The following is a 14,065-nucleotide window of genomic DNA, read 5'->3' as shown; positions in this document are numbered from 1 at the left end:
AGCCCTTCGGCCCGTCCCTAGATGCCCTGACGAACGCCCGCCGCGCCCGCCTCTCAGCCCCAAATCATGAAGCTGGGATAGCATGGGATGAAATGGGCCTCAATGGGATCGAAGCCAAGATTTAACCATGTTTTGACGTGTGACGACTTAAGCACGCTCGAACAGCTGGAACATACACGGAACAAACGAAGTATTCACAGGCTGTGAGCTGTTCTAACCTTCCATTGCCAGACAATAGGTTAACGCCCGCCAACGCGCGGGAACGCCGCCAGAACGCTGAAATGCGGGGATAATCCGAGTTCGGATTACGCGATGCGCTTCGGGAGGGCGCCAACGCCCAACCCTACGGGCCTCAAGTAGGCCGAAGGCCGATAGGGCCGAAGAAAAATGCCGGCCTCAAGCAGCGCGAAGCGCGGTAGGCCAAGAAAAATGCCAGACGGCCTGTAAGCCGGGTTTTGTTCCGTTCTTGAGAACGGCGACGATCATTCCTCTGGACCGACCATTGCTGATCGGTTCTCGCGACCTACCCGGACATCTGAGGCGGTGAGCCCCGCGAGCGAGCCCGCGCGATGTCCCTATTTGGTCTTGCTCCAGGCGGGGCTTGCCATGCCGTCCCTGTTGCCAGGTCCGCGGTGGGCTCTTACCCCACCCTTTCACCCTTACCGGCCTCGCAAGGCCGGAGGTTTGCTTTCTGTGGCGCTATCCCTCGGGTCACCCCGGGCGGAAGTTATCCGCCGCCTTTTCACCGTGGAGCCCGGACTTTCCTCGACGGACGCGAAGTCCGCCGCGACCGCCCAGCCGTCTGGCGCGCGCTAGATGCGCGTTAGCGGCGCGAACGTCAATTCAATACGCCCGTGACGCTCTCGGCGCTGGCCAGCTGGAGCAGGCCGACCAGACGGGCGCGGGTTTCGCCGTCGGCGACGCCGTCGACGCGGGCCGGGCGCCAATGACGCTGGAAGGCGCGCACCGCGGTTTCCACGGCGGCGTCGTAATCGCCGCTGGCTTTGAGCCCGTAGCCCAACCGATGCAGCCCGGCACTGAGCACCATCGGGCCGATGCCCTGATCGCCCTTCTGCAACAGGCCGCCCAGGGCCTGCACCCGTTCGGCCGCCGGTTCGAACCACAGGCCGTGCCCGGCCTCGGCCAGACGTTTCCAGGGGAAGAGCTCGCCCGGATCTTCCTTGCGATCCGGCGCCAGGTCGGAATGGGCGATGATGCGGTTGTCGGCGATGGTCCAGCGGCTGCGAATGTCGGAGATCAGGGCGATGACGGCCGCGATCTGGGCTTCGGGGAAGGCGCGATAGCCGAACTCATGGCCGGGATTGACGATCTCGATGCCGATGGAGGCGGCGTTGCAGTCGTCCTCGCCCTGCCAGACGCCGCGGCCGGCGTGCCAGGCGCGGCGTTCCTCGGGCACCAGTTGGAACACGCGGCCGTCTTCCTCGACCAGATAATGGGCCGAGACCTTCGTTTCGGGGTCGCGCAGGCGGGCAAGGGCGGCCTCGCCGGTCTGCATGCCGGTGTAGTGCAGCACCAGCATGTCCGGCGGCGCACGGCGCGCGTCGAAGTTGGGCGAAGGCGCGTCGATGTAGGACGTCATGGGCGGCGTCGGCTCAGCGGCCGTTGCGCTCCCAGCCATAGGCGACCCAGGCGCCGTCCACCTTGTGCGCCTCGATCAGGTCGGGATCGCTGTTGCGGCGACGCGGCGCGATATTGCGGCGGGTGCGCATGACCAGACCGACCAGGAAGACCAGAACCCCGGCGAACAGGGCGATGACCGCCACGGCCGCAGCGGTGAAGACGGCGAGGACGGCGCCGACCGCCATGGCGCAGACGGCGGCGATCATGCCGGCGACCCACATGACGGACGCCACCAGGCCGTTGGGACGGCGGCGGGCGGCATGGCCGATGGCGGCGAGACGTTCAGGCTGGAACATGGATCATCCTTTCAGGCGATCCGGGGAACGCCTGACACGCAATGTCGGTCCATCGGGGCCTGCGGTCAATGGACCGCGACGCACGGTCGCGTGCGCCGCGCCCCGTCAAAAGATCGGCTGGTCGGCCAGAACCACCGCGCCCTGGCTGCGCATCCTGTCGCTGTCGATCCGGCGCATCACGGCCTGGGCCTGGGGATCGGCCATGACGCCGCCCAGCATGACCAGGGCCTTGGCGGCCTCGGTCTGGACGCCGAACATTTCCGACAGGGCCTCGAAGAGCGATTGCTGCTTGGGGAAATGCTTGAAGCGGACAGGCTCATTGTCGGGGATCTTGGCCAACTGGCGGGCCTTGTTCACCGCCTCGGTCACACCGCCCAGCTGGTCGACGAGACCCAGCGGCAGGGCCTGGGCGCCGGTCCAGACGCGCCCCTTGGCGATTTCGCGCACCCGGTCAGGCGACAGTTTGCGGCCCGTCGCTACGCGGGCGATGAAGTCGTCGTAGATCCGGTCCATCGAACCGGCAAAGGCCGCGCGCTGCTGGGGGGTGAATTCCTGCGTCGGCGAGAAGGCGTCGGCGTATTCCCCACCCACCGTCAGCTCACGCATGTCGACGCCGAACCGGCCCAGCGCATCGGCCAGCACGAACTTGCCGCCGAACACGCCGATCGAGCCGGTCAGGGTCGTGGGCTGCGCCACGATCCAGTCGGCCTCGGAACTGATCCAGTAGCCGCCCGAGGCCGCATAGGCGCCCATGGACACCACCACCGGCTTGCCCGCCGCCCGCGCCGCGCGCACGGCGGCCAGGATCTGCTCGGACGCCTCGGGCGAACCGCCGGGCGAAGAGACGCGGAAGACGATCGCCTTGACGCTCTTGTCCTCGATCGCGTCGTAGATGGCCTCGGCCGTGTCATCGGAATGGATGGACGAGCCGCCGCCGAAGCTGGCGCCGCCGCCGCGCCCGGTGACGATGGCCCCCTCCCCGCCCACGATGGCGATGGCGTTCTTGCCCGAACCCGTGCGTTCGCCCTTCTGGCTGGCGTACTTGCCGAACTCGACGATCTCGGCGCCCTTGCCGGCGCGGGTCTTGATGGCGATCTCGGCCTCTTCGACCTGACCCACCTTGTCGATCAGCCGGTTGCTGAGCGCCTGTTCCGCCGAATAGGGGCCGGCCTCGATCACCGTCTTCAGCGCCGGGGCCGTCGTCTTGCGGTCCTTGGCCGCGTTGGCCAGGGCGGTGTCGTAGATCGACGTCATCCAGGCCGTCATCGCCTCGCGGTGCGGGCCGGTGTAGTCGCTCTGGGTGTATTCGTTGACGGCGTTCTTGTATTCGTAGCGCTGTTCGAACTCGGGTTTGACGCCGTATTTCTGGAAGGCGCGGCCCAGGAACAGGCTGTCGGCCGAGAAGCCCGTGGCCTGAAAGCCGGCGGTGTTCTGCATCCACAGCTCCGACGCCGAGGCCCCGACCATATAGGTGGACATCACCGCGCCCGACGGGGCGAAGCCCTGGCTGTGGGCGATGACCGGCTTGCCTGCGTTGCGGAAGCGATGGATGGCCTGGCGCAGTTCGTCGGCGGTGGCGGGCGTCATGCCGCTTTCCGGCAGGCGGATCAGCAGAGCCTTGACGCTGCTGTCGCTCTGGGCCTGATGCAGGCCGTCGACCACGTCCGTCAGGGCCAAGCCGGAACTGCCGAAGGCCGCGAACGGATTTGACGACGGTTGGTCGCTGACGCCGCCGCGCAGGTCCAGCTCAAGCACGGTGGTCGCCGGCGTCGTCGGCTTGGACGACGAGGCGACAGCGACCGTCAGCAGCACCACGGGAATGACGACGACGAACAGGATCAGCCCGGTGAAGACACCAAGGACCGTCAGGAAGAATTGCTTCATCGGAGGGAAAACGCGCGCTCGCAGGCCGAAAATGGCGTCGCCAGCATAGGGGGACGCGGGCCGTCGTCAAATGACACGCGTGCAATCCGTCGGTCGACCTGGCGTTCGCATCCGCACCCGATTGCTGCGGCGCAGCGTGCGGATTGATGCCGGGGCCGGAAATCCCTATATGAGCCGCCTGTGAGCGAGGGCCTGCGCCCCGCGTTTTTCTTGCTGGAGACCGCACGATGCTGGTCACCCTGATGAAGTCCAAGCTGCACCGCGCCACGGTGACCCAGGCCGATCTCGATTACGAGGGATCGATCGCCATCGACATGGACCTGCTGGACGCCGCCGGAATCTATCCACATGAGCAGGTCGATGTGCTGAACATCACCAACGGCGCGCGCTTCACCACCTATGCGATCGAGGCGCCGCGCGGCTCCAAGGTCATCGGCGTCAACGGCGCCGCCGCCCGCCTGGTGCAGAAGAACGACAAGGTGATCGTGGTCACCTATGGCCAGCTGCCCCAGGAAGAAGCCCGCCAGTGGAACCCGAACGTGGTCCTGCTGGACGACGCCAACGCGATCAAGACCGCCGGCTGAGGCGCTTCCCCTCTTAGAATGCAAAAAGGCCCGCCGGCGACGGCGGGCCTTTTCTCTATCCGGCCGATGCGATCAGCGGGCGATGTCGTAGACGCCCGTGATGTCGATCCGCACGGTCAGTTCGCCGGCGGAAACCGGGGTGCTTTCGGCCCGATCCATCGACACGGCGCGGGCGGCGAACATCGGCATCGGCGACTGGGGCGTATAGCCGCCGCCCTCGGTCAGGTTGCGGATGCCCGACAGCTGGACGTTCAGCGACTGGGCGTACAGCTGGGCCTTGGCCTGCAGGTTGCGCACGGCCAGCTGGCGCGCCTGGTTTTCGGCGGCGGTCGGATCCTTCAGGCCGAAGCTGATGCCGTCGATCTGGTTGACGCCAGCGGCGACCACGGCGTCGGCCGTCGTGCCGACCTTGCTCAGGTCATTGATGACCACCGTCACTCGGTTGACCGCCTGATAGCCGCGCAGCTTGGGCGGCTCGTTCTGCACGTAGTCGTATTGCGCCGACAGATTCAGACCCGAGGTCTGGATGTCGCGTTCAGCGACGCCCGCGCGGCGCAGGGCGGCGACGACCCGCGTCATCTGCGCAGCATTGTCGCGCATGGCTTGCTGAGCCGTGACGGCCTCGGTCTGGACGCCGAAGGTGATGGTGGCCATGTCCGGCGCGGCCTTCACCTCGCCGTAGGCCGACAGGTTCAGAGACGGCGCGGGCTGCATCATGTGCATGGCTCCCATCGAGGGTTCAGCGGTCTGGGCCATGGCGCGGGGCGTGGCGGCGGCCAGGAAGGCGGCGGCGGCGACGGCGCCGCCGAAAGCGACGGTCTTCAGCGAAACCGTCTTCAGGGGGGCGGCGGCCAGGGTGCGGGTCATGCAGTCTTCTCCGTAAGCGATCCAGGACCGGCGCGTTCGCCGATCCATTGCAACGACCTTGGCCGTTTTCGCCTGAACCAACGCCCGCACCTGGCTGGCAGTTTCCGTTCATCTTCGTGAAATCGGCGAAAGATCGCCTTCTTGCCCGCCCCCGCTTGGCAAGCCGCGCCCGCGCCTGCTAGGCGAACGTCACCGCCGAGACGCGCCTTGGGGGCCTGTAGCTCAATGGTTAGAGCCGACCGCTCATAACGGTCTGGTTGGGGGTTCGAGTCCCTCCGGGCCTACCAAATCTGTCTGTCGAGACCGCTCAAAAACGGCTCAAGACCGCTTCACGGCAGTATCGCGCAAAACACACTCACCAGCGGAAGGTGAAACGACCCAAAGCAGCGCCAAGGGCTGCGACAAGGCTTATGCCCAAGGTGTACCAGACCGCCACAAAGGCGGCCGTATGCTCGGGGCAATGCAGGCCATAGACGGTGGCGGCCAGCCCTGCGGCCAGAAGACCGGCGGCGGCGCCGGCGGAAGCGGGCTTCACAGGAGCGAATCGTCTCGCGGCGAAGAAGATGAACGGCGCCGCCACAGCGCCGAGCGACAGGTTGTTCGTCGGACAGACCCTGGCGCAGCACCCATGATCCAGAGGGCTGGCTGCCTTCTAGCATTGAGCCTACGCTGCACGCTGATCATGCAAGGGCGCTAGGCGAGTGACGTTTCAACAGGGACTGGCCGTTGGCCTTGTCGGGCTGACAATCGGCGCCTTCATCTGGGGTCGGTTTCGTTACGACCTGGTCGCGGTCGTCGCATTGGTTGCAGGATTGGCGATCGGCATCATCCCCGCCGAGGCTGCATTTGACGGTTTCAAAAACGACGTCACCGTCATCATCGCCTGCGCGCTGATCGTTTCGTCCGCCTTCGCCCGATCGGGGGTAATTGAGCTCGCGATGCGGCGGGTGATGCCGCTGCTAAAGACTGAGCGCTCCCAGGTCCCGGTTCTGACCGGTGCCGTGACGTTGCTTTCCATGGCGACGAAGAATGTCGGAGCCTTGGCGATCATGATGCCGGTGGCGCTTCAGGTGGCGCGCCAGACGAAGTCGTCTCCCTCCCGGCTCCTGATGCCGATGGCTTTCGGCGCCATGGCGGGCGGCATGGTCACCCTTGTCGGGACCGCCCCGAACATCATCGTCGCCGAAGTGCGCCAGGGCATCGTCGGCGAACCCTTCGCCATGTTTGACTACGCACCCGTGGGCCTGGCGCTCACGCTGATCGCCTTGGCGTTTTTGGCGTTCGGCTATCGCCTGTTGCCCCGCGATCGACAGGGCGCAACGTCCATGAGCGCGGCCTTGGCCGCCAACGCCTATGCCACGGAAGTCAGGGCGCCTGAAGGCTGGGCTCCGGGGTCTATGACCGTGTCCGCTCTTGCCGCCCTCGGCGACGACGAGGTCAAGATCATGGCGCTGATCCGTTCAGGGAAACGGCGGCTGAGTCCCAGAGGCAATGTCGTCGTCAAGGCGGGTGACGCGTTGCTGATCGAAGGCGAGCAGCAGGCGCTGGAGGGCTTCGTCAGTCGGGCTCAGATGAATCTCATCCGCGATGATCGCCCGGTTCCCATAGCGACCGCATCCGAGGAGATTGCGATCGTGGAGGCGGTCATCGGCCGAAACTCGCCGCTGCAAGGGCAGTCTGTTCGAAGCTCGGATCTGTACGGCAAGCACGGGATCAATCTGTTGGGCGTGTCGCGAAGCGGCTTTCAACTCACCCAGCATCTGCGGACGGCGAAACTGGCCCCCGGCGATATCATCCTGCTTCAAGGCGCCGAACAGGCGCTGCCGGTCGCGCTGAGGGCGCTGGATTTACTCCCCCTGGCGGAGCGTCAGGTTCAACTCGGAAGCGTGCGCAGGCGCTTCATGCCAGCCGTTGTTCTTGCGTGCGCCATGACGCTCGTCGGCCTTGGCCTGCTTCCAGTCGCCGTCGCCTTCTTCGGCGCCGCCGTCGTCATCGTCGCATTGGGCGGCTTGAAGATGCGTGAGGCCTACGCCGCCCTCGATGGACCCCTGCTCGTTCTGATCGCAGCCCTCATTCCCGTCTCGGACGCGATACAATCCACGGGAGGGTCCGACCTGATCGCGGGACTGCTTCGCCACGTGTTCACAGGTTTGCCGGGCGTTGTCGCGATTACAGGCGTCATGCTCGCCTCAATGGCGGTTACGCCCTTCCTGAACAATGCGGCGACCGTTCTGATCGTCGCCCCGATCGGAGCGACGCTGGCCAAGCAGCTTGGCTACAATCCAGACCCGTTCCTGATGGCGGTCGCGGTCGGCGCCGCGTGCGACTTCCTGACGCCCATCGGTCACCAGTGCAACACGCTGGTTATGGGACCTGGCGGCTATGAGTTTTCTGATTACCCCAGGTTGGGCGCGCCTTTGAGCGCGCTCGTTCTGGTCACGGGGCCCTCGCTCATCTTGCTGTTTTGGCCTCTGTGATTGGCTCGAGGTCAGAAGATAGCGTTGGAACAGACAGGTCAGGATCACCGTTTCCGGCTGTTCGCCGGCTCGACATCCCGAGCCGCTTATGAGGGCCTGACAGCCTCATGGTGCGGCTTCGAAGAGGCCGAAGTGTCGCGCGGCTGCATCAAAACGGCCAAGCGTTCGATAGCTTGAGCCATTGCCAGTCGCTCGCCGTGTGGAAGTTCCGCCAAGGCGGCAAGGAAGCCGTCGCCGAGCAGGCCCGGGGACGTATTCAACGCCTGCCGCCCCGCGTCAGTCAAACGCACATGGACGACGCGGCGATCGACGGTCGAGCGATAGCGGGCGGCCATGCCCTTGGCTTCGAGCTTGTCCAGTACGGCGACGACGGTCGGCGCCGACATGGAAACGTCCCGCGATATGGCGCTGGTGCTGACTTCACCCAATGCGCGGACGGATTGCAGCACGAGGAGTTGCGGCAGCGTCAGCCCGGTCAGTCGTGAAATTTCTCGAGACCGAACATCAATCGCCTGGGCGATGCGTCGGACCGACCGGACGAGGGATGCGGTGGCGTCAACCGCCACGTCAGGGCCTGGCTCATGGGAAATATCGGCCATTCGGGTTGAACTCTTTCGTGTCCTAACCATTTGTACCCGCTGCTTCCACAATTCAAGGAGGATCCATGTGCGGTCTTAGCGGCGAGATCAATTTCGACGGACGACCGGCCGATGCCGACGCCGTTCAACGCATGACCGATGCGCTCTCGCCCCGTGGACCGGATGGCTTGGGCATTGTTGTGCGCGGCCCGGTGGGGCTGGGTCACCGACGCCTGAAGATCATCGACCTGTCGGAGAAGGCGCAGCAGCCGATGGTGGACGCCGACCTGGGCGTGACCCTGGCGTTCAACGGCTGCATCTACAACTATCCCGAACTGCGCGAAGAACTGCAGGGGATGGGTTTCCGCTTCTTCTCGCACGGCGACACCGAGGTCATCATCAAGGCCTGGAAGGCGTGGGGCGAAGCCTGCGTCGAGCGGTTCAAGGGCATGTTCGCCTTCGTGCTGCATGAGCGCGACACCGGCCGCACCGTGATCGCCCGCGACCGCTTCGGCATCAAGCCGCTGTATCTGGCCGAACACGGCAAGCGTCTGCGGTTTGCCTCAACCCTGCCGGCCCTGCTGGCGGCGGGCGATATCGACAAGACCATCGATCCCGTCGGCCTTCACCACTACATGACCTTCCACGCGGTCGTGCCGCCGCCGCACACCATCCTGAAGGGTGTCAAGAAGTTCCCGCCGGCGACCATACGCGTGATCGAGGCGGATGGACGGGCCAAGGACCGCCTCTACTGGCAGCCCGACATGACCCGCCATCCCGAGGATGCGGCCCTGACGGCCGAGGATTGGCGCGACCGGGTCCTCGACGGTGTGCGCGAAGCGGTGAAGCGCCGCATGGTCGCCGACGTGCCGGTGGGCGTGCTGTTGTCAGGCGGGGTGGATTCCAGCCTGATTGTCGGTCTGCTGGCCGAACTGGGTCAGAAGGGCCTGATGACCTTCTCGGTCGGTTTCGAAGAGGCCAATGGCGAGAAGGGCGACGAGTTCGTCTATTCCGATCTGATCGCCAAACATCACGGGACCAAGCATCACCAGATCTTCGTGCCGCACCAGCGGCTGATGGAGGCCCTGCCGGGCGCCATCGGCGCCATGTCGGAACCGATGGTCTCCTACGACAATGTCGGCTTCTACCTGCTGAGCCAGGAAGTTTCCAAACACATCAAGGTGGTGCAGTCGGGACAGGGCGCGGACGAGGTGTTCGCCGGTTATCACTGGTATCCGCCGATGCTGGGCGCGACCGATCCGGTCGGAACCTACGCCAAGGCCTTCTTCGACCGCAGTCACGACACGCTGAAGACCCAGTTGAACGGCGCCTATATGGCCGACACCGACGTCAGCCGCGCTTTGGTCGAGGCCCATTTTGCGCGAGGCCGCGCAGCGACGCCGGTCGACCAGGCCCTGCGTCTGGACAGCCAGGTGATGCTGGTCGACGACCCGGTGAAGCGGGTCGACAACATGACCATGGCCTGGGGCCTGGAGGCGCGCGTGCCCTTCCTCGACCACGAACTGGTCGAACTGGCGGGCCGCATCCCGCCCGAGCACAAGCTGGCGCAAGGCGGCAAGGGCGTGCTGAAAGAGGCGGCGCGTCTGGTGATCCCCTCCGAGGTCATTGACCGCAAGAAGGGCTATTTCCCCGTGCCCGCGCTGAAATACATCCTGGGTCCATATCTGGAGATGGTGCGCGAGGCCCTGACCAATCAGGCGGCGCGCGACCGCGGCCTGTTCGACTGGGGCTATCTGGACACCCTGTTCGCCAATCCCACCGAGCACATCACACCCCTTCGCGGCTCCGAACTCTGGCAGGTCGCCGTCCTGGAAATGTGGATGCAGCAGCATGGCGTCTGATATCCGCCCCAAGCGATCAAAGGCGCATCGGCTGAAACGTCTGCGGCACGAGGGCCTGAAGCCCCCGGTGCAGTCGGGCGACGGACCGACCCCGGATGCCGTGCTGGACTGCGGCTGGGGCCGACTGTTGTTCGCCCAGACCTTCGAGACGGCCGAGCCATTGGTCGAGGCCCTGCGCGCCGAAGGGCCGGACCGGCGCGACATCGCCTTCTACGTTAGCAATCCGCACGTCCTGCTAGCCTCGGCGCCGCAGGAGTTGTTCCTGGATCCGTCGCACACCTATCGGCTAGAGTTGGCGACCTATCGCAACAGCCGACGCCAGCCCCGAGGCTTCACCGTGCGTCGTCTGACGTCGGAAACGGATGCGCAGGCGGTCAACGACATCTACGCCAAGCGCAAGATGGTGCCGGTTCCGCCAGACTTCTTCTGGTCGCATCGGGACGACCGGACCCTGACCTATTTCGTCGCCGAGGACACTGTGACGGGGGCTGTGATCGGCACCGTGACGGGCGTCAACCACGCCCGCGCCTTTCAGGATCCGGAATGCGGGGCTTCGCTATGGTGCCTGGCGGTCGATCCCCAGGCGACCCAACCGGGCGTCGGCGAAGCCCTGGTTCGGCGTCTGGCCGAGCACTTCAAAACCCAAGGTCTGGCGCACATGGACCTGTCGGTCATGCACGACAACGAACAGGCCATCGCCCTGTACGAAAAGCTGGGTTTCCGTCGCGTCTCCTTCTTCGGGGTCAAACGCAAGAACCCGATCAACGAGGCCCTATTCGTCGGCCCGACCGACGACCACGACCTGAACCCCTATGCCCGGATCATCGTCGACGAGGCGCGTCGGCGCGGCATCCATACCGAGATCATCGACGGTGAGGGCGGGCTGTTTCGCCTGAACTGGGGCGGCCGCTCGGTCCGATGTCGCGAAAGTCTGTCGGAGTTGACCTCTGCCGTCGCGCTCAGCATCTGCGACGACAAGCGGATGACGCGACGCATCGTCGAGGCGGCCGGCGTGCGCGTTCCCGAGAGGATCGATCCCGAAAGCCCGTCGGCCATCGATGCAGCGCTGAGCAAGTTCGGCGCCCTGGTCGTCAAACCGGCGCGCGGCGAACAGGGGCAAGGCGTCGCGGTCGGCCTGACGACGATGAGCGAGGTCCAGACGGCTCTGGTTCGGGCGCGCCGCATCTGTTCCGAGGTTCTGGTCGAGGAACAGGTTCAGGGCGAGGACCTTCGGCTGGTGGTGATCGACTACAAGGTCGTCGCCTGCGCCCTGCGTCGTCCGCCGCGCGTCTTCGGCGACGGCCGCTCGACCTTGCGCGCCCTCGTCGAACACCAAAGTCGTCGTCGCGCCGCCGCCACCGGTGGGGAATCCACCATCCCGATCGACGCCGAGACCGAACGCACCCTGGCCGAGGCCGGCTATCGTCTCGACGACGTGGCGGCGGAAGGGGCCGAGATCTTGGTGCGCAAGGCGGCCAACCTGCACCTGGGCGGCACCATCCATGATGTGACGGATGAGGTGCATCCCGCCCTGATCCGCGCCGCCGTCGCCGCCGCGCGCGCCATCGACATTCCGGTCACCGGCATCGATCTGATGGTGAAGTCGCCGCGCGAACCCGACTACGCCTTCATCGAAGCCAATGAGCGCCCCGGCCTGGCCAACCACGAACCCCAACCGACTGCCGAGCGTTTCGTGGATCTGCTCTTTCCACTGTCCGCACCGGCCGCTGCGCGGACATTTTCGCGACCCGAAGCCTGAAGGAGGCCCCTTGGCCCGCCCCGCGATAGACCTCGACTACCTGAAGGCCCGCTTGGCCGACCTGCTGAACACCCCCAGCCCGACCGGCTATACGGACGAGGCCGTCTGGCACTTGTGCCGAGAACTCGAGCGGCTGGGCCTCGACTATGAGATGACCCGCCGCGGCGCCCTTCGCGCACGCCTGCCGGGCCGGACGCCAAAACCGGCGCGCGCCATCGTCGCCCACGTCGACACCCTGGGCGCGCAGGTCAAACAGGTGAAGGCGAACGGCCGACTGGAACTGGTCGCGATCGGTCACTGGTCGTCGCGTTTCGCCGAGGGCGCGCGGGCGACGATCTTCTCCGAGGGCGGCGCCTATCGCGGCACCATCCTGCCGTTGAAGGCGTCGGGCCATACTTTCAACGAAGAGGTCGACACCCAGCCGGTGAACTGGGCCCAGGTCGAACTGCGCATCGACGCCGTGACCCACGGCCGCGAAGACACCCTGGCCCTGGGCGTGGATGTCGGCGACATCGTCGCCATCGATCCGCAGCCCGAGTTCATCGATACCGGCTTCGTCGTCTCGCGCCATCTGGACGACAAGGCGGGCGTCGCCACCCTTTTGGCCGCGCTGGAATGCATGATCCGCGAAGATCGCACGCCGACGGTCGATACCTGGTGGCTGTTCACGATCGCCGAGGAGGTCGGGCTGGGCGCCTCGTCCGTGCTGATCCCGGATGTCGCCGCCATGGTGACGGTCGACAACGGCACGACCGCACCTGGCCAGAACTCGTCGGAGTTCGGCGTCACCATCGCCATGGCCGACCAGACCGGCCCCTTCGACTGGCACCTGTCACGCAAATTGGTTCAACTGGCCCGCGACCACGACATCCCGCACCAGAAGGACGTCTTCCGATACTATCGCTCGGACTCGGCTTCGGCTCTGGAAGCCGGCGCCGACATCCGGACCGCCCTGGTCACCTTCGGCATCGACGCCAGCCACGGCTATGAACGCATTCACGAAAGCGCGCTGGAAGACCTGTCGCGCCTGCTGATCGCCTATGCCGAAAGCGACGTCGAAATCAGCCGTGACGCCAAGTCCTTGAGCGGGACAAAGGGCTTCACCCACCAGCCTGTCGGCGACGAGGTGGGTTAGCGCGTAGGGGATCGCATTCGCCTAGCCGCCTAAACTCAGCCAATGCATGTCAGACTGAGGCAGCCTTCGAGTCGTTCCCTCTCTTGGCGCCGCGCCGCACTACAGCCGACCCAGATCCAAAACCGGTTGAGGCATTGTCCGGTGATCAGCGGAGTTTTGGTCGCAGAAAGTCTGTGCAAATTCGTTCAGCGCTCGATCCGGTTTCAAGTGGTCCCGAAACCCATATCGAGGCACGCCTTGACAGATCAGTCGGTCGTGAACGTGATGGCCTATGGCGATCTCTCGACGGTCTGCGGCGCTTGTGGCGCTGATTGCGCTGGGTCAGGCGTCCTGCGCTGCGGCTCAGTCCGTGCGGACGGATCGGCAAAGCATAGATCAAGCCTATGCGATCGTGGATTTCCAGACGTCGCGCAGCGGTCGTGAAATCGCGCAAGCCCTGCAGCGCCATCTCGATCGTCTGCCGATGCAAGCGACCTATCGTCAGCTAAACATGGCCGATGCGCCGCGGTCGGCTGGCCGCTTCACCCTGGTCGATCCGACAGCGCAGAGCGCCTTTGGCTTGCAAGGGCCGGCGACACGCGCCCCCGCCGGTTGGTTGAGCGCGCCGCGAACGGTGATGTGCACGAGCGCGAGCTGGCGCGCGGAGGCGGTTCAGCGTGTGCAGGCGCGGATCGAGCAGCACTACACCCTGTGCCTGTTTCCGTATCGCGATGGACGGCGCCGGGGGCATCAGTTGAACGTCTATGCCTCGACCCTGCTGGAGGGCGATCCGGCGATACCCGTTCGACGCTCCAATGAAGCGGAAAGCCCGGCCGTCTTTATTCGCAGCGCGGTGGAGGCGGTCGAGCGGGTGACGGGGCGCCGGGGTGTCTGGATCGAAAACCGCACGGCCGAGCGGGATCGACCGTTCACCCAGGACAACGACGCCCTGTCCGCCCAGACCAACTAGGCGCAAACAACAACGGCCCCGATCGAAGATCGG

12 protein-coding genes, 1 tRNA gene and 1 other RNA gene are annotated in these 14,065 nt (G+C 65.6%); 7 read left to right on the top strand and 7 right to left on the bottom strand.

Going from position 1 to position 14,065, the window contains the following annotated elements; genetic code table 11:
* Positions 1–428: 428 nt before the first annotated feature.
* The 4 genes from rnpB to sppA all read right to left on the bottom strand — a co-directional run bounded on the left by rnpB (position 429) and on the right by sppA (position 3,821).
* An RNA gene (gene rnpB, locus ABIB58_RS05030) (RNase P RNA component class A) lies at positions 429–806 on the bottom strand.
* 32 nt (positions 807–838) lie between these two features.
* On the bottom strand, positions 839–1,600 hold the full coding sequence (locus ABIB58_RS05025) for an N-acetylmuramoyl-L-alanine amidase (RefSeq protein ID WP_354039408.1): 762 nt from the start codon (positions 1,598–1,600) through the stop codon (positions 839–841).
* A 13-nt stretch (positions 1,601–1,613) separates the two neighbouring features.
* Positions 1,614–1,937 carry a hypothetical protein gene (locus ABIB58_RS05020; protein WP_017504540.1) on the bottom strand — a complete coding sequence of 108 codons (324 nt, stop codon included), beginning with the start codon at positions 1,935–1,937 and terminating at the stop codon, positions 1,614–1,616.
* Between the two features lie 105 nt (positions 1,938–2,042).
* A complete protein-coding gene (gene sppA / locus ABIB58_RS05015) occupies positions 2,043–3,821 on the bottom strand; it encodes a signal peptide peptidase SppA (RefSeq protein WP_354039405.1) in 1,779 nt (592 codons plus the stop codon).
* A 227-nt stretch (positions 3,822–4,048) separates the two neighbouring features.
* Between sppA and panD the strand changes: the two genes are divergently transcribed.
* Entirely contained in the window at positions 4,049–4,405 is a 357-nt protein-coding gene (gene panD / locus ABIB58_RS05010) for an aspartate 1-decarboxylase (protein WP_039246844.1), read from the top strand.
* A 72-nt stretch (positions 4,406–4,477) separates the two neighbouring features.
* Here panD and ABIB58_RS05005 read toward each other — a convergent pair whose 3' ends face one another.
* On the bottom strand, positions 4,478–5,272 hold the full coding sequence (locus tag ABIB58_RS05005; protein ID WP_045809638.1) for an SIMPL domain-containing protein: 795 nt from the start codon (positions 5,270–5,272) through the stop codon (positions 4,478–4,480).
* Positions 5,273–5,483: 211 nt separating this feature from the next.
* Between ABIB58_RS05005 and ABIB58_RS05000 the strand changes: the two genes are divergently transcribed.
* Positions 5,484–5,559 (top strand) — tRNA-Ile (locus ABIB58_RS05000).
* A 68-nt stretch (positions 5,560–5,627) separates the two neighbouring features.
* Here the strand turns inward: ABIB58_RS05000 and ABIB58_RS04995 are convergent.
* Entirely contained in the window at positions 5,628–5,909 is a 282-nt protein-coding gene (locus ABIB58_RS04995; protein WP_045809608.1) for an NrsF family protein, read from the bottom strand.
* A gap of 64 nt (positions 5,910–5,973) precedes the next feature.
* On the opposite strand from ABIB58_RS04995, the gene ABIB58_RS04990 reads away from it, so the two are divergent.
* Positions 5,974–7,749: an SLC13 family permease gene (locus tag ABIB58_RS04990; RefSeq protein WP_045809607.1), complete on the top strand. Its 1,776-nt coding sequence runs from the start codon at positions 5,974–5,976 to the stop codon at positions 7,747–7,749.
* Positions 7,750–7,835: 86 nt separating this feature from the next.
* Here the strand turns inward: ABIB58_RS04990 and ABIB58_RS04985 are convergent, their stop codons facing one another.
* Positions 7,836–8,348: a MarR family winged helix-turn-helix transcriptional regulator gene (locus tag ABIB58_RS04985; protein ID WP_045809606.1), complete on the bottom strand. Its 513-nt coding sequence runs from the start codon at positions 8,346–8,348 to the stop codon at positions 7,836–7,838.
* A gap of 65 nt (positions 8,349–8,413) precedes the next feature.
* Between ABIB58_RS04985 and ABIB58_RS04980 the strand changes: the two genes are divergently transcribed.
* The 4 genes from ABIB58_RS04980 to ABIB58_RS04965 all read left to right on the top strand — a co-directional run bounded on the left by ABIB58_RS04980 (position 8,414) and on the right by ABIB58_RS04965 (position 14,032).
* Complete coding sequence (locus ABIB58_RS04980) at positions 8,414–10,189, top strand: N-acetylglutaminylglutamine amidotransferase (protein WP_045809605.1); 1,776 nt, start codon at positions 8,414–8,416, stop codon at positions 10,187–10,189.
* Entirely contained in the window at positions 10,179–11,948 is a 1,770-nt protein-coding gene (gene ngg, locus ABIB58_RS04975; protein ID WP_354039402.1) for an N-acetylglutaminylglutamine synthetase, read from the top strand. Before ABIB58_RS04980 ends, ngg begins: the two co-directional genes overlap by 11 nt.
* A 10-nt stretch (positions 11,949–11,958) precedes the next feature.
* Positions 11,959–13,083 (top strand): osmoprotectant NAGGN system M42 family peptidase, encoded by a 1,125-nt coding sequence (locus ABIB58_RS04970; RefSeq protein WP_185225310.1) that lies wholly within the window; start codon positions 11,959–11,961, stop codon positions 13,081–13,083.
* Positions 13,084–13,354: 271 nt separating this feature from the next.
* Positions 13,355–14,032 (top strand): hypothetical protein, encoded by a 678-nt coding sequence (locus tag ABIB58_RS04965; RefSeq protein ID WP_045809602.1) that lies wholly within the window; start codon positions 13,355–13,357, stop codon positions 14,030–14,032.
* The last annotated feature ends 33 nt before the right edge of the window (positions 14,033–14,065 follow it).

Source organism: Brevundimonas sp. UYEF29 (genome assembly GCF_040546195.1).
GTDB classification, from domain to species: domain Bacteria; phylum Pseudomonadota; class Alphaproteobacteria; order Caulobacterales; family Caulobacteraceae; genus Brevundimonas; species Brevundimonas huaxiensis.
This window is presented reverse-complemented; position numbering and strand designations above follow the sequence as displayed.